Origin of the sequence: Citrobacter sp. Ce129, assembly GCF_030334545.1 — a bacterium.
GTDB classification, from domain to species: Bacteria; Pseudomonadota; Gammaproteobacteria; order Enterobacterales; family Enterobacteriaceae; genus Citrobacter; species Citrobacter europaeus.
The window spans coordinates 138,241-153,877 of the sequence record NZ_JAOWDS010000051.1 but is presented as its reverse complement, the minus strand read 5'-3'; the positions used below and the strand labels follow the sequence as shown (position 1 = coordinate 153,877).

Genomic DNA, 15,637 nt, shown 5'->3' with positions numbered 1-15,637 from the left:
AAAGAGTCTCACAAGAGAGTGTGAAGATTCGTTAATCTTTGAGAAAGTGAAGTCAGCGGTGTGCAACGGAGTATTATCGTGGTCGCATAATTCTCTTGCCAATTGATCATAATCATCTGCATAAATGAGATTATTTTTTGCGGTGAGCATCATTCTTTCTTGAGACTAAATTTTGCATATTAGCGGCTTAAATATTGTTAATGCCGGAGGATAACGTGCCGCTGAAAATCCAGGATGACTATTTACAACGTTTTTTCTCTATCGCAGAACTCTTCTCCCGTGCAACCGGGTTAGCTACGGTCGTCGTTGATATTAATGGTAAGGCGGTGTCTAAGTGTCATAATTTTAATTCGTTTTGCTCATTAATGCGTGCGGATGAACGCTATCGAGCGGGTTGCCAAAAATGCGACAAGTATTGTGCTTTTGAGGCATTAAAACAGCTTAAACCCAGAATACTCACCTGTCATGCGGGACTAAGCCTGTTCTCGATGCCTTTAATTCGAGAGGGGCATCTTTACGGTTTTATTATCTGCGGGCAGGTGCGGGTAAAGTTCCAGGAATATAAAGCTATCGTTATTGATAATAAATTCTCATGGGTTGATAACCCCATGCTTAAAGCTAAGTGGGGCCAGTCTGCGGTAGTGGATAATAATGCGCTGGCGGCAGCAGCAAATTTGTTAAGTTTTATTGTTGATAATTTTGAGAAAGAACAGTTGATTACTGAGGAGATTTCAGTTCCGCCAACCCGTTACGCTCGTCATTATTTTACTGAACCTTCGCGTCACGAGAAAAAACTTATGGCGGCGCTGCGTTACATTGATGAAAATCTGTATGGTGAATTGTCTTTGGAGGCCGTCGCTGCTCATGTTTGCTTAAGCGCAAACTATTTCAGCCGGTTTTTCAAGAAACGCCAGGGCGTTAATTTTAAAACCTGGGTAAGTCAGAAAAGAATGCAAAAAGCGGGGGAGTTATTACACGATCCGGTTCATTCTATAGACAGTATTGCGCGGAAACTGCAATACGCACAAACCAGCTACTTTTGCCGCGTTTTTCGGGCGGCGCATCAAACGTCGCCCCAGTCTTTTCGTCACGCCAGACTTTCGCAGTAAAGGTTTTCTGGCAGTGTGATGGCTTCAGGTATAAAAGAGAGCCGATCGCTCAGGGTCACTACATCACCGATGACAATCAGCGCCGGTGGAAGGATGTTCGCTTCCTGAGCTTTACTCAGTAATGAACCGAGCGTACAGGTCAGGCGGCGTTGATTTTCTCGGGTCGCGGACATAATTAGCGCGGCGGGCGTGTCTGCTGATTTCCCACCCATCAACAGCTCTTCACAGATAAACGCCAGATTGGCGATACCCATGACGATGACCAACGTACCGTTAAGCTTCGCCAGTTGACGCCAGTCCTGCTGCTGATTGCCTTCCCGTGTATGACCCGTTACCACGTGAAAGCCGGAGGCAAAATCGCGATGTGTCACTGGGATCCCGGCATAGGTCAGGCCACCAATAGTAGAACTAATACCCGGTACGACTTCGAAAGGGATGCCAGTCTCAACCAGGTCCTCTACCTCTTCAGCCCCACGGCCAAAAACATAGGGATCACCACCTTTGAGGCGCACGATGTTGTGATGTGTGTGGGCATACTGGACCAGCAGGGCATTGATTTCATCCTGGGGAACACAATGGAAGCCTGGGTTTTTGCCGACATTCACGAGCAGGCAATCAGGTAATGCCCATTCCAAAATTTTAGGATTGACCAGCCGATCGTAAATAATGACGTCAGCCTGTTTAATGCACATCATCGCTTTGAGAGTCAGTAATGAAATATCACCGGGACCTGCTCCAACGAGCCAGACCTTTCCGAAAGTTTTCACAGTGTGTCCTTTATCACGTCTATCAAAAAGTGGCAGAAACTACATCAAGGAATGATTAAAAGCAGTCGTTTGCCCGTAAGTTATAACGTGAAATTATCCAGAATTATCGCATGGATAATATTGATTAATCTCGCAAAGTTTTTTCTGCAATAAACAAGATGACTTGAAAAATTATTAAGAACTTATTGGCACTATTTACTTAGGTTTAACCTTATTTAAATTGTGTTTATTGTTGTGCTTGAGTATTATTGGTTAATATTTATCCGCCATCAGTGTGAGTAAATCATGGATTGGATCAATGACATCAATGGATAAAATAAAATATAACTCTCGATGCTTATCTGGGTGTCTTGAATTATTTTTTATTTATTAAACTATTTTTGTACGCTGCATATGGAAGAGGTTATGAGAGGAAAAATACCCAAGACGGAGTTGCTGGTAACTTTTGAAGTGGTTGCGCGTCACGAAAGTTATACCCGGGCAGCCGAAGAGTTGGCTTTAACACAAAGTGCTGTTTTCCGCCAGGTGAATGCGCTGGAGGATTTTCTTAATACCGCGCTATTTAATCATGCGAAAAAACGTATTTTTTTAAATGCGGCCGGCAAACATTATTTAAATATCGTTAAGGAAACGTTAAATAAGCTCGAGCGCGATACGACCACAATAATGACCTGGCAGCCGACCGTACAGGTTATTGAGCTGGCGGTGAATCCGACGTTCAGTACGCACTGGCTGATCCCAAACCTGCGCGAGTTTAACAAACTCAATCCAGATATTATCGTAAACATCCATTCGCTGGCGAATAAGGGTGATTTTCTCAATCGTGAGTATGACGCGGCAATTATGCGCGAAGACTTCTACTCGCCGTGGTCAGGGGTTGAGTATCTGTTTGAAGAGGAAATTCTGCCGGTATGCAGCCGCTGTCTGCTGGCCGAACCGGAACGGAAACTGGCTGTTGAAGAGCTGCTGAACGAATACCCGCTCTTGCACCAGAGCACACGAATCAAAGGCTGGCAGGAATGGTTTGCGCTGTCCGACGTCAGCAGCCCGCTGGTCAATAAAGGCCCGAGATTTGATCTGTTGTCGATGCTGATTGCGGCGGTCCGTTCTAATCTTGGGGTTGCGCTGCTTCCCCGTTTTGCCATTCAGCACGATCTGGATAGTGGTGATATGGTCATTCCTTGCGATGTTCCGATGCGCACCGGGAACCGTTTCATCATGACGTGGCGTGAAGAGAAATCGGAGTCCGCGCATTTACAGATCTTCCGCGACTGGCTGTTGAATAAATCCGTGGTATCGGCTGCCTGATGGTGGCTTATCAGGCCTACAAGATTGGTAGGCCGGATAAGATGCCTTAGCATCGTCTCCGGCAAAAGAACAACTACCAGTCGATCCCAACCTGTGCCTGAATTCCACTGTCAAACGCGTGCTTGACCGGGCGAATTTCACTGACCGTATCGGCCAGCTCCAGCAACAGCGCATGGCATCCGCGCCCGGTAACGATAACGCTTTGCTCCGCAGGGCGATTTTCGATAGCGCTGATGACCTCCTGGGTATCCAGATAGTGGTAAGCCAGCATGTAGGTGAGCTCATCCAGCACCACCAGATCGTACTGCGCATCAGCCAGCATGCGCTTACTTTCCTGCCAGACTACCGTCGCCGCCTCAATATCCGCTTGCCGATTTTGGGTTTCCCAGGTAAATCCGGTGCCCATAATATGAAATTCGACGCCGAGAGGTTGCAGCGTGTTGTACTCGCCATTATCCCACTGGCCCTTAATAAACTGCGCGATGCCAACGGTTTTTCCGTGACCAACCGCGCGTGTTGCTGTGCCAAAGGCTGCGGTGGATTTGCCTTTACCGTTGCCAGTGAAGACAATCAGGATCCCTTTTTTCTCCGTTGCCGCCGCCACGCGGGTATCAACTTGTTCTTTCAGTTTCTGCTGACGCTGGCGGTGCCTGTCATTATTGGCTCGCGCTTCCATGATGACTCCTTAATGTCCTGCCGGACAGGTTGCGCAGCGATGCTGCTGTTCAAACTGGCTAAAGAAATTATTGCCTTTGTCATCCACCAATACGAAGGCAGGCATATTTTTAACTTCCATCATCCACACCGCTTCCATTCCCAGCTCTGGATACTCAAGGCACTGCAGGCTTTTCACGTACTGCTGAGCCAGCAGGGCTGCGGCACCGCCAATGCTGCCGAGGCTAAATCCACCGTGTTTGTGGCAGGCATCAGTGACCTGCTGGCTGCGGTTACCCTTGGTGAGCATAATGAGGCTGCCGCCTTGCGCCTGGAAAGCATCGACATACCCATCCATACGCCCGCCGGTGGTGGGACCCATTGAGCCACAGGCCTGATTTTCCGGGGTTTTGGCGGGACCTGCGTAATAAACGATATGCTTTTTCATGTATTCCGGCATCGGTTCGCCGTTATCCAGTCGCGCTTTGATGTTAGCGTGGGCGATATCGCGAGCGACAACAATCGGGCCGCTTAACGACAAACGCGTGCCTATTGGCAGGGTGGAGAGATCATGCAGGATCTCGCGCAGCGGACGATTCAGATCCAGTTGTACGGTCTGGGCACCGTTTTCTACTCGCTGTGAATCAGGAATGAATTTGCCCGGATTATGCTCGAGTTTCTCCAGCCAGATTCCGTGTTTGTTAATTTTGGCCTTGATGTTGCGGTCGGCTGAGCAGGAGAGGGCCATCGCGATAGGGCAGGATCCGCCGTGACGTGGCAGGCGAATAACCCGGATATCGTGGGCAAAGTATTTGCCGCCAAACTGCGCGCCGATGCCAAATTCACGGCTGGCATTGAGCAGCTCGGCTTCCAGTGCTGTATCGCGGAATGCCTGACCCAGTTCGTTGCCGCTGGTGGGCAGGTTATCGTAATATTTGGTTGAAGCCAGTTTGGCAACCTTGAGCGCCTGGTCGGCGGACAAGCCGCCAACGACGAAAGCGATGTGATACGGCGGGCAGGCGGCTGTGCCCAGTGATTTCATTTTTTCGATCAGAAACGCGGTGAGTTTTTCCGGCTGCAGAATGGATTTTGTTTCCTGGTACAGCGCCGCTTTGTTGGCAGAGCCACCGCCTTTGTTGACGAACAGGAAACGGTATTCGTTGCCCGGCGTGGCGCTAATGTCGATTTGTGCCGGCAGGTTAGTCTGGGTATTGACCTCGGTATACATGTCCAGCGGGGCATTTTGCGAATAACGCAGGTTGTTTTCGATGAAGGTGGTGTACACGCCTTTGCTTAATGCTTCTGCGTCATCGCCGCCAGTCCAGACATGTTGTCCTTTGCAGGCCACAATGGTTGCTGTCCCGGTATCCTGACAGTTGGGCAGGACGCCTTTGGCCGAAACTTCAGCATTGCGGAGCAGTTGTAATGCGACGTACTTATCGTTACTGCTGGCCTGAGGGTCGTGCAGAATGCTGGCAATTTGTTTTAAATGTCCGGCGCGCAGGAAAAATGAAGCCTCATAAAACGCCTGCTGTGCTAATAAGGTTAACGCTTCTGGCGCAACCTTAATCACTTCCTCTCCGTCTAACTCCGAGACCGTTACGTGCTGGTTACTCAGTAATTCATATTCTGTATTATCTTTACTCTGAACAAAGAGTTCCTGCCAGACAAATGGTTTAGACATGTTTACTTCTCACCTCTTCATTTTTGCCGCATCACGGCGTAAATAAATGCGCTACTCGTAGGCCGGATAAGCGAAGCGTCATCCGGCATCAAGTTATTTTGCTAAAAAGACATTGGCCTGCGTCGCTTCAGCAACGTATTCGATTGTTTTCTGGGCGCGAACGCTGTTACCGGCTTCATCCAGCGGCGGAGAATAGACGGCAATCGCATATTCCCCCGGGACAATGGCCACCATTCCGCCGCCGACGCCGCTTTTCGCCGGGATGCCAACGGTGTACAGCCATTTACCGCTGCCGTCGTACAGTCCGGCAATCGCCATTTCTGCCAGCACCTGTGGAACATATTTTTCATTCAACAACTGCTTGCCGTTGAATGGAGATTTGCCTTTGTTCGCCAGTACAGCACCCATTTTGGCCAGTTGCTCAACGGTGATATCTACCGAGCACTGGCGGGTATAAATTTCGACGGCTTCGTCAGTGTTGCCATAGAAGCTGTTATAGGATTCCATCAGCTTCGCCAGCGCCTGATTGTGCTGGTTGGTTTCCATCTCGGATTGGAAAACCGGCTCGTTAACCGTGAGTTTGGCATCGGCCCAGACGTTCAGGTTGTCGAGGATTTTGTTCCAGCGATCGGTTTTGTCTTTGGCTTCAATCAGGCTTACGGCGCTCATCGCCCCGGCGTTAACCAGCGGGTTCTCTGGCGCGCCTTTGGTTAGCTCAACCGCTAAACCGGAGTTGAAAGGCATGCCGGTGGCATTGGCCCCGAGTTTATCCAGCACGACCTGAGGACCGTGCTGTTCCATGGCGAGCGCCATGGTGAAGACTTTACTCAGGGATTCCATTGGGAAGGGTTTGTTAACATCGCCAACCTGATAGATCTTGCCGTCCACCGTGGCAATGGTGATGGCAAAATTATTCGGGCTGTAGGTCGCCAGGGCAGGGATGTAGTCGGCGACTTTACCATCGTTGTTACTTTTATATTTTTGATGTGCCTGGTCGATAAGCTTTGCGTAATCCGGCGTGGTTTGCGCGAGAGTCGTTGCGCTAAACAAAACGCTGAAGGAAAAAATACTCACGCCGAGAAGAGTTTTAGTCATGGTGCTTTCCTGTTGGTGTGCTCATCTTGGTGCCGGATGGCGGCGTACCGCCTTATCCGGCCTACGGATAGTTAAACGTTATGTAGGCCGGATAAGCGCAAGCGCCATCCGGCATTAACGTAGTATCAGGACAAAGCGACTTCTGTTTCGGTAACCGGGCGTTCCTGCTCCGGGGTCTTCACTGGCGCTGTTCCACGGCAACCCTGGCCGAAGTGTTCACCTTCCCAACGGCCCACGATGGCAGCACCCATTGCGTTACTCATGACGTTGGTGGCGGAACGACCCATATCGAGGAACGGATCGACGCCCATCAGCAGGATCAGACCGGCTTCCGGGATATTGAACTGATTCAGGGTTGCGGCGATAACCACCATGGATGCACGCGGTACGCCCGCCATCCCTTTAGAGGTCAGCATCAGGATTAACAGCATGGTAATTTGCTCGCCCATGCTCAGTTCGATGTTGCACGCCTGGGCAATAAAGACGGTAGCAAAGGAGCAGTACGCCATGGATCCGACCAGGTTAAAGGAGTAACCGATAGGCAGAACGAAGCTGGCGATTTTTGAAGAAACACCGAATTTTTCCAGCTTGTCCAGCGTGCCCGGGAAGGCGGCTTCAGAACTGGAGGTCGTAAAGGCCAGCAGCGCCGGCTCGAGGATTGATTTCGTTAAACGTGCGATGCAAGGCCCGACTATCATAGTTGACAGGCCAATCAGGATCGCCCACAGCATACCCAGCGTCAGGTAGAACTCACCCATAAAGATCCCGGCGCTGACCATCACGCCCAGACCACGTTCGGCAATCAGACCTGAAATAGCGGCAAAAACGGTCAGTGGCGCAAACAGCATGACGTAGCCAGTCAGTTTCAGCATGACGTGCACCAGTGAATCCAGAACCTTCACAATCGGTTCGGCTTTTTCACCAATTGCGGCCAGGCTGCAACCGAGGAAAATTGAGAACACCACGATCTGCAGAATTTCGTTACGCGCCATTGCGTCGACAATACTGGTCGGCACTGCGTGCGAGATGAACACTTTCAGCGTAAACGGCTCTGATTTAACGGCGGCAACAGCTCCGACGTCATGCGGAACAAAGTTGATGCCAGCGCCTGGCTGGAAAATATTAACGATAACCAGACCCAGTGCAATTGACACCAGAGAGGCGCAAATAAACAGGAAGAAGGTTTTCGAAAATATACGTCCCAGCGTTTTGGCATCGCCCATTTTGGCAATACCAACAACCAGAGTTGAAATAACCAATGGCGCGATAATCATTTTCACCATGCGTAAAAATATAGTGGTGAAAATGGAAATATCTGCTGCATAGGATTTTGCTGTTTCAGCCGCGGCCATATTATTTATGGCCACCCCGGCAATCATGCCGAGTATCAGGCCTAATATGATCATCTTCGTTAAACTTATTTTCTTCATGTGTACTCCATCGGATAAAGGCTGGTAATTGGAATTGTGTAGGGTGGTGCGCGCCTGAGCCTGGACAGCAGCTCAGACGCACGCCTGTTGTGACCAACCGCATGAATAATTCGAAGCACTGTGATACCGCTGAATTCTGTGCTCCAATGGTTGTTATTGTGTTTTTTGTTACAAGTCGAACTCAATACTTAATAATGGGGCGTGTTGCTGCGCACCATAAACATCATTGTCACCAACGTTGCCGGAAATAATATCGCGCGGCATGACTATTTTTACGGCATTCGCCGGATCGAACCACACGATATTATGAATAAAGTCTGGTTCAACGTTATATAAACCGGCAATCAGCTGCGGCGTTAATTGCTCGCAGGCTTTTACCCGCTGATAGTCTTCCCTGGTTTTAAATAAAATATCTAAAACCAGTTCGTACGGTCCGGCGTTTTTGGAGCGAATAACCTGCGCCAGTGAACAAATTGAGTGTTTCATGCCTGAACTCCTTCTGGCGTCACCTGTTCAATGTGGAAATCAAAACGCAGCGCATCGCTCGCTTCAATCAGGTGATAGATCGAGAACTCATACACCGGTCCACTTTGAATATCAGATGGCGAGAACGGGAAGGCGAGGTTGCCCGCAGTCGCAATACGATTTTCATAGCCGTAATGCAGCAGGGTAGAGCGCACCAGCGAGCAAACGCTGTTGGCGATATCCTGCGTCGGCGCAACGACATCCAGTAAAATCCCCAGTTCATGACCGGCGGTTTTCATTGGTTCATGGTTGCCCATCACGCCGTTCTTACCATACAGGTGGAACGTCATGCGGATACTGTCGTTATTCAGTGAGAGGTTACGCGCAACGCTTGCCTGTACCTCTTCGAGAATGGTGTCAATCCCGGCAATCATAATCGGGTCGCGCGTTCCGGCGATGGTCAGGCAGCGGAAGCCAACCTGACGCGCGCCTTCCAGTTTCAATGCATACGGTGTTTCTTCATGACGTGAACCGCTGACATACACCTCACCCTCGTTAACCTGGGTAAAGGTGCACGCTTTCAGGTTTAGTACGCCGCCTGGTCCTGGCAGGAAGTACGGATCGGACTTCTCATACAGCGTGTGCGCCGCCGCGGACGTTTCTGTGAACTTACGCTTGGGATTGAACGCCTTCAGCGTAAAGCCGTTGTCGTCAATGATCCCCATCGCACAATCTGAGCCAGAGCCTGGGGTGGCAGCAATGGCAGCACACTCAAGGATCTTACCGCAATGAAGCGCCAGACCTTCATCAAAGCCCTGCATTATCGGCAGCGCGGCGAAGCAGGCGGGATCGTAGGCGCGTCCGCCCAGGACCACCTGCGCGCCAGCTTCTAGCGCACGCTGAAAAGGCTCGACGCCCATCTGCGCGACAATGTAGGTGCTCTCTTCAATTGCCTCGTGAGTTAATTCAGGCACAAAATCGAGCGCAGTAATCTTGCCGTTATCCAGTGCCTGATGGACGATTTCTTTGTCGACATCAGACGGGATCAGCGCCATTGAGAAGGTCAGTTTTTCTTCCTGTGCGATCTCATGGATTATCTGGCGACACCACTCCAGATGCGGAGCTGCGCCAGAACCACCGGCGGTGCCGATCACGACAGGGATGTTGTTCTTAACGCCCGCCACAATCATATAGCGCAGATCGCGTTTCACGCCGGCCCGGTCGGTAAAGGGTTTACCTGCCCCCAGGTAGTGGGGGCCTGGATCGGAGGAACCTGCGTCAACAGCAATAAGATCCGGTGACTCTTCCATGGCTTTACGAAAACTTTCTTCCGGGAAGCCATAACCCAGGATAGCCGTAGGCGATAAGATCTTAAATGTGCGTGCCATCTCTTAATCCTTAGTTTGCAACAACGCGATGGTGCGATTCATCTCGTTAAACACGATGTTGAGACCTTCATCGAAACCCATACCCGGTTTAACCAGCATGCGCATTGGACGCGCGGCAAGTGCCACGTGTACGCAGGTGCGGGCACTGATTTCCGTTTCGTTACAGGTACCGCCCTGATAGGCTTCCATGGCGTGTTTGTTGCAGTACAGCACTGCATCAACAATGTTATGAATGCCGCCAAGATCTGGAGTCTTGATCTGTACCATGTGGCAGCTGCCCGCATCGGTAAAGTCCACGATATCCTGATAGGTGTTACACCATTCGTCGGCGACAATTTTCACGCCGGAACCCAGACGAGTCAGCTCTTTGGTGATGGCGGTCAACATGCGGATCTGATCCGGCTTGTTACCGGCATCAACCGGACCTTCGATATACAGCGGCAGACCCTGGGCTTCGACTTCCAGGCTGGCGATGTATTCAGCGCAGCGCACCGGATCCATATCGAAGATCAGACCGATCGTGCCGTACACATCAATGTGCAGCGTCGGGTGATAACGTTCGCTGGTGCGCAGGCTTAAGATGCGGTCGGATAACCAACGTACATACTCACGCAGTTTTTCGCCTTTAAAGCCCAGCTTCTCTTCCACGTTGTTGATCAGCGCATGCGGCAGGACGTCCACACCTTTAAGGATCATCTTATCAACGGCGATATAACGGTCGTCGCCGCTCTGACCAAATAATGGAATGGCTTCCGGCACGCACGGCAGTTGCCATTCATCGCAAACCACTTCAGTTTTCAGACGACCGGTAGCCAGCGCCGCAGCGTCGAGCAGCGCCTGAGACAAACCATAGCGGACGGCGGTATGCAGCAGATGACCGTCAATACGCAGTTGGTCAAAGAAACGGGCGTTTGGCAGGAACGCATCAACGTCACGGCCTTCCAGCAGCGGTTTGATGTGATCGTTGAGGAACGGAATAAAGTTTTCAGCCAGGAACAGCGGGTCACGACCGCCTGCGCCTGAATATTGCACCGCTGCGCAATCGCCCACCGCTACCGCGCCATTTTCCAGAATCAGCTGCACGGAAACGCATTCACCCGCCTGACGAACAGAGGTAAATCCAGGCGTTACCGGATCGCCGGTATAGATAAACCCGTCATGACCGGCGCCATTTTTGATGGCCTGCTGATCGTCAAAATAAAATGAGGAGTAGCCAGCGGTGAAAAGGGCCTTTTTGATTTTCATTATGGTCTTCCTATTAATTTACTGTGGGATACGGCGTTGATGTCATCAATGACCATCTGGAAAGAAGGCTTGCGGCCTTCAAAATGTGCGCGCTCTGCGACATAGTCGTGGTGCAGGGCGAGAATATCTTTCGGCAGCGGAACGGCACCGGCTTCAAGAATACGGATTGCGCCTGTGTTATCGCGAACAGGCAGGATCTTACCGGCGTTACAGGCGGCAGGAGCGAAAGGTACATCCAGCACGCCAGCTTCAAAGGCCAGCACCGTGCCGCGCGCAATGTCGCCATTGCCCAGCTCGAAGACTTTTTTCAGTACCGCGCGGACTTCGCTCTTAATCAGATCTACTTCCTGTTCCACGGCAGCGCACTGCGGGAATTTCTGGTCGCTGACCATGTTGAGCATCTGGCGTGACGCTTTCAGGCCCTGAGCGTTAGCTGCTGCCGTTGGGATACCGAACGCTTCGTGCGGGCTTTTGGTGATCACTTTTGTAGCGCCCGACATACCTGCAACCGCTGCGCCCCAGGCGATAACGGAGAAGGCTTTCGCTTCATCTTCCGGGAATCCGCCCATCCACTGGTGGAAAACGGTGCTCAGTTCGTAATCGTCGAAGCCGTGGTTATGGAAGTATTCGTGAGACAGTTCGCGCAGCGCCTGAATAGCGGCGATATCCTGCGTCAGGCTGCCGACCTGGCCGTAGCCGACGGTAATTGACTTCACGCCTTGTTCCAGCGCCAGAAGACCTTCGATAATGGCCACCGAATGGGACATAAACGGCGGGATCAGAGTGCCGGTCAGCGGGCCAAACGGTTCACGGTTGATGCGAATGCCGTTCTCTTCATACAGGCCCATCAGGCGGTCGCAGTACTGCCAGTCGCGGATGGATTTTTCCAGGGTGACGCGTTTAGCGTAAGGGATGTTGTAGGAGATACCGCCGCCTTCGTAGCTGGTAAAGCCACTGGCCATTGCGATTTCTGCCAGCAGGCGCGCATCCGGCGTACCGTGGCGAACCTGGATCGGTTTTTCCAGCGATTCAGTCATCCGGCGGCAGGCAGCAACCCCGTGATTGACGACCGGTAAACCATTCAGTTTGGAAGTACCTGCTTCGATAGATTTCTGGATCCCGACAGCGGCTTCTTCATAGCGGTTCAGACGGGTATAGGCATCGATTGTGCTCGGCAGGAGGTCGCACTCTTCCTGCAGTGTTTTGAGCAGCGCAATATGCTCATCCATTAATGCTACGCCTGCGCGCGGCTGGCTCAGGGTTTTTCCTTCCTGATCGGCCTTCAGCAAGGCAAGGGAAAAGCGCTTTTTATCTGGAATTGATTGCTGGTACTTCACGCCATCTTCGAAGTTCTCAACGTCTTTGCCGGTTTCCCAGGTTTGCAACACCTGATGCCTTTCGGTCATGAATTCGTCATGGGTCAATTTTTTATTTCGAAGTTCCATTCGTAGCTGCCTTAAGTTTTATAGGGTTAAACACTGAATGCTGGTGCGAGCAGCGGCTTGCGGGTACAGCCTGGCGACGTTTGCCAGTAGCGGGAGCAGGCCATTTGAATCGCGGTAATACTCAAACTGATTCGGTAACAGAATTCTTTTGCCCTGGTCGTCCAGCTCACGGTATTTGAGCCAGTTATGGATATCGAACTGGCTGGCGCGAGAGAGCCATCCCCCTGAACCGACGACTTTGCGTACGGTGGTGAGATCGCGACCCATCTGTAAATCCACGTTACCCACGCAGGTGCAAACCTGCTTTTTAGTGCCCGCGTGGCGCTCAGCGGCATAGCCCACGCACAAACCTGCCAGCAGGGTGTCGAAATATTTCTCCTCCTCGCTGAGTGGCAGGTAATCCGGTTGCCCAACCAGGTGACGCAGGTAGCGGTAAAACGCTTCCTCGCGCTGCGGTTGTTGGGCGAAGATGACTTTCACCATTTCCTGCGTGCTTTCTCCCACCACGACGGCGGAAACGCGCATTCCCAGGTCGCCTTCAACGGTACGTTTAACGAACGGTTCAGGAACACCATGCAGGACGGTATCGGGGGAGAGGGTATTCGCGCTGGCCGAATAGACATCCGTGGTGGCTCCGCCCATATCAATCAGCATGAATTCCTTCCATGCGCTGTCGTAATCGCTAATGGCTTTAACTAACTCATATACCGTCCATGGCGTCGGCATTGGCTCTTCGCCTGTTTCGCCGACAATGACGTCCAGACCTTTGCCTTTGACAATGCGTGACAAGAACACATCGCAAATCGCCTGGCGCGCGGCAAACGGATTCGGGTGATCGAGGTCTGGCAGAATGTTGTCTACCGTGGTCAGATCCTTATGTCCGAGAATCGTTTGTATTTCGTCCTGAATGTCCCGGTTTCCGGCGTAGATAATGGCGCAATCAAGCTTTGAGCCTGCCAGCGCGTGCGCATTCGCCAGGCCATAGCTTTCTTCGCCACCGTCTGTACCGCCGGTAAACAGCAGAATGTCTGGGGGGGAAGATTCCAGCTCCTGAATGTCATGACGGTTGAGCTTGTACGAATAATATTGCGCGATTTTCGCTCCTGCCGAATGGGCGGTAACTTTGGCCGATTCCAGCGTAATGGAAGGCACCAGCCCCATTGCTGCAACGGCGAGTCCACCTTTGGCCGAAGAAGAGTATTTCAACTGCACTTCACCACTTTTCAGTAACGGGCGAGCATCGGCAACGTTCAGCACCTGATTCAGGCTGGCAAAAAAACCGTCTGCCAGATGATGTGTGGTGGTTGGGGTCAGGACATGGTTTACCAGGGTTAATTCTTCGCCTTCATGGGCGAAGAGGGCAGCCTTGGTCCATGTCGAGCCGATATCGACAGAAACTGTTTGCATCAGATAGCCTCTTCCAGGCAACGCTGCTCAAGGCCATTGTGTTGGTGAATATCATTAGTGATAAGCGCGCAGACATCTTCCAGGTCATGGCTTGGTGCGAAGACGCGGTTAAATCCCATCTCTTTAAACTTCACTTCCACATCAGCGAAGTCATGTTTACCGACGACCAGGTTGCCGCCGACGTACAGCAGAATGTCGCCGAGGCCACGTTCTATGCAGCGCTCACGTAACCCGAGGCAGTCAATGTCGCCGTGACCGTAGATAGAGGACACCACGATGGCATCGGCGCCTGTTTCAATCGCGGCATCAATATATTCATCCTGGCTCACCATCACCCCGAGGTTGATTACGTGAAAATCATGAGCTGTAAAAACGCGATCCAGAACTTTATTACCTACTGCATGGCAGTCAGCACCGATGACGCCAATAACAAGTGTAGATTTCTTCATGGGTAATCCTCTGTAGGGCTGATGGTCAATAAGTGAAAATTGTTTTCTAATATTTAGAACATGGATTGTGGCAACCTCTTAATAGGGTTGGAGTTTCTGTGGAAGCGGAAAAGGAAGCAATTGATCTATTTTCAAAATATCCTGCGCAAAATGATTGTTATATTATTTTTTTTATAAAATTACTTTACTATCAGTGTCTTATGATTTGTTTTTGCGATGATTTTTAATTTGTTAGGAAATTGGGTAATAAATAACTTGCCATGTTTGTGATCGAAATCTTATTTTGTTGCGCGCCTCGTTTATGCACCATTTTTAATAATTTAAAAAATCACATTTACTAAATAACTTGTGAACGGGATAACGGTTTTTTATTTTTTAATCTTATATGTCATAATTATTTTTTGTTAAATTTAGGATAAAAATGATAATGAATTGTTTGTGGCATATTTAAACATTGCCATATAAGAGAAGAAGAGAGGTGAATGATAACTTTAAGTGATGATTTAAGCGGAACGGCTGCGCTCTGCGGGAGAAGGCCAAACGCAATGCGTCTGTCAATGAGCGACGCTTTCGCTTCAATTTGAGATAGTTACATCTTGGTGTTAATTATAAGTAAAATTTAAATGAACAATTTGTATGAAATAACAAATCCATGACTTGCTAAACAAAAAACTGTGAGCTACCCAGCAATAGTGACTCTTTATCTGCGGACAATTTTGTCAGCCAGGCGAGTTAAAAGATCGTGTAGATTTAAATAAATAACCTATCATTTGTAGTAACGGCAATTACTCATTGAAAAACATGTTGTTAACATGATGTTCACTAGTCATCTTACTGCTAAACACTATTAACATTAAATTTGAAAATTGATTTAAATCAATGTTTAAAACTTGGTAAACGACATCAAAAGAGGTTAAATTGCTTCAGATCAAATTGGTCTGAAGGTGGTAAATTAGCTATAAATTGATCACTATCGAAAAATGCAAATTTACCTCGTTAAAAACCTGTTTATTGTAAGGATTTTACGGCGTAATATAATTGCGGGATCAATTTGAGTGTTTTATTAACATGTTTGTAACCTTTCATCATTGTCCTTTCTTCAAATGAGAGGAAAGGGCAGCGGCGGGGGGAAGCAGATAAATTTGTATTGGGGCATGCGTGTGACCCTTTCTAACGGGGTTCACTCTCGGA

The 15,637-nt window shown here is 50.0% G+C and carries 13 protein-coding genes; 2 read left to right on the top strand and 11 right to left on the bottom strand.

All coding sequences use genetic code 11. From position 1 onward, the window contains the following. Window positions 1-215 precede the first annotated feature (215 nt). On the top strand, window positions 216-1,109 hold the full coding sequence (locus OGV77_RS02810) for a PocR ligand-binding domain-containing protein (RefSeq protein WP_087051541.1): 894 nt from the start codon (window positions 216-218) through the stop codon (window positions 1,107-1,109). Here OGV77_RS02810 and cobA read toward each other — a convergent pair. Beyond that, window positions 1,088-1,876: a uroporphyrinogen-III C-methyltransferase gene (gene cobA / locus OGV77_RS02805; RefSeq protein ID WP_075144969.1), complete on the bottom strand. Its 789-nt coding sequence runs from the start codon at window positions 1,874-1,876 to the stop codon at window positions 1,088-1,090. The genes OGV77_RS02810 and cobA overlap by 22 nt on opposite strands. Window positions 1,877-2,281: 405 nt before the next feature. Here cobA and OGV77_RS02800 point away from each other — a divergent pair, with 405 nt between their 5' ends. Beyond that, window positions 2,282-3,184 carry a LysR family transcriptional regulator gene (locus tag OGV77_RS02800; protein ID WP_043015635.1) on the top strand — a complete coding sequence of 301 codons (903 nt, stop codon included), beginning with the start codon at window positions 2,282-2,284 and terminating at the stop codon, window positions 3,182-3,184. 73 nt (window positions 3,185-3,257) lie between these two features. On the opposite strand, the gene cobO is transcribed toward OGV77_RS02800, so the two are convergent. From cobO to glmS, 10 genes are all read right to left on the bottom strand, one after another. Then, a complete protein-coding gene (gene cobO / locus OGV77_RS02795; RefSeq protein WP_043015636.1) occupies window positions 3,258-3,860 on the bottom strand; it encodes a cob(I)yrinic acid a,c-diamide adenosyltransferase in 603 nt (200 codons plus the stop codon). A 9-nt stretch (window positions 3,861-3,869) separates the two neighbouring features. Then, a complete protein-coding gene (locus OGV77_RS02790; RefSeq protein WP_043015637.1) occupies window positions 3,870-5,522 on the bottom strand; it encodes a class I fumarate hydratase in 1,653 nt (550 codons plus the stop codon). Window positions 5,523-5,615: 93 nt separating this feature from the next. After that, on the bottom strand, window positions 5,616-6,617 hold the full coding sequence (glsA, locus tag OGV77_RS02785) for a glutaminase A (protein ID WP_075144968.1): 1,002 nt from the start codon (window positions 6,615-6,617) through the stop codon (window positions 5,616-5,618). 125 nt (window positions 6,618-6,742) lie between these two features. Continuing rightward, a complete protein-coding gene (locus tag OGV77_RS02780) occupies window positions 6,743-8,047 on the bottom strand; it encodes a dicarboxylate/amino acid:cation symporter (protein WP_016152302.1) in 1,305 nt (434 codons plus the stop codon). 168 nt (window positions 8,048-8,215) lie between these two features. Then, a complete protein-coding gene (locus OGV77_RS02775) occupies window positions 8,216-8,533 on the bottom strand; it encodes a DUF4387 domain-containing protein (RefSeq protein WP_043015639.1) in 318 nt (105 codons plus the stop codon). Then, window positions 8,530-9,900 (bottom strand): acyclic terpene utilization AtuA family protein, encoded by a 1,371-nt coding sequence (locus OGV77_RS02770; RefSeq protein ID WP_087051539.1) that lies wholly within the window; start codon window positions 9,898-9,900, stop codon window positions 8,530-8,532. Before OGV77_RS02770 ends, OGV77_RS02775 begins: the two co-directional genes overlap by 4 nt. Window positions 9,901-9,903: 3 nt before the next feature. After that, the gene (locus OGV77_RS02765; RefSeq protein ID WP_043015641.1) at window positions 9,904-11,145 is read right to left on the bottom strand and encodes a methylaspartate ammonia-lyase; all 1,242 of its coding nucleotides are present in this window, start codon (window positions 11,143-11,145) and stop codon (window positions 9,904-9,906) included. Then, window positions 11,145-12,590: a methylaspartate mutase subunit E gene (locus OGV77_RS02760; RefSeq protein WP_003022957.1), complete on the bottom strand. Its 1,446-nt coding sequence runs from the start codon at window positions 12,588-12,590 to the stop codon at window positions 11,145-11,147. The genes OGV77_RS02765 and OGV77_RS02760 overlap by 1 nt, the downstream gene beginning before the upstream one ends. 18 nt (window positions 12,591-12,608) lie before the next feature. After that, complete coding sequence (gene glmL, locus OGV77_RS02755; protein ID WP_043015642.1) at window positions 12,609-13,997, bottom strand: methylaspartate mutase accessory protein GlmL; 1,389 nt, start codon at window positions 13,995-13,997, stop codon at window positions 12,609-12,611. After that, entirely contained in the window at window positions 13,997-14,446 is a 450-nt protein-coding gene (gene glmS, locus OGV77_RS02750; RefSeq protein ID WP_003022963.1) for a methylaspartate mutase subunit S, read from the bottom strand. Before glmS ends, glmL begins: the two co-directional genes overlap by 1 nt. Between the last annotated feature and the right edge of the window lie 1,191 nt (window positions 14,447-15,637).

What these genes read in the sequence shown, in the direction of transcription:
- OGV77_RS02800 (WP_043015635.1), top strand. Translation starts at nt 2,282, where the DNA reads ATGAGAGGAAAAATACCCAAGACGGAGTTGCTGGTAACTTTTGAAGTG.
- cobO (WP_043015636.1), bottom strand. Translation starts at nt 3,860, where the DNA reads ATGGAAGCGCGAGCCAATAATGACAGGCACCGCCAGCGTCAGCAGAAA.
- OGV77_RS02790 (WP_043015637.1), bottom strand. Translation starts at nt 5,522, where the DNA reads ATGTCTAAACCATTTGTCTGGCAGGAACTCTTTGTTCAGAGTAAAGAT.
- glsA (WP_075144968.1), bottom strand. Translation starts at nt 6,617, where the DNA reads ATGACTAAAACTCTTCTCGGCGTGAGTATTTTTTCCTTCAGCGTTTTG.
- OGV77_RS02780 (WP_016152302.1), bottom strand. Translation starts at nt 8,047, where the DNA reads ATGAAGAAAATAAGTTTAACGAAGATGATCATATTAGGCCTGATACTC.
- OGV77_RS02775 (WP_043015639.1), bottom strand. Translation starts at nt 8,533, where the DNA reads ATGAAACACTCAATTTGTTCACTGGCGCAGGTTATTCGCTCCAAAAAC.
- OGV77_RS02770 (WP_087051539.1), bottom strand. Translation starts at nt 9,900, where the DNA reads ATGGCACGCACATTTAAGATCTTATCGCCTACGGCTATCCTGGGTTAT.
- OGV77_RS02765 (WP_043015641.1), bottom strand. Translation starts at nt 11,145, where the DNA reads ATGAAAATCAAAAAGGCCCTTTTCACCGCTGGCTACTCCTCATTTTAT.
- OGV77_RS02760 (WP_003022957.1), bottom strand. Translation starts at nt 12,590, where the DNA reads ATGGAACTTCGAAATAAAAAATTGACCCATGACGAATTCATGACCGAA.
- glmL (WP_043015642.1), bottom strand. Translation starts at nt 13,997, where the DNA reads ATGCAAACAGTTTCTGTCGATATCGGCTCGACATGGACCAAGGCTGCC.
- glmS (WP_003022963.1), bottom strand. Translation starts at nt 14,446, where the DNA reads ATGAAGAAATCTACACTTGTTATTGGCGTCATCGGTGCTGACTGCCAT.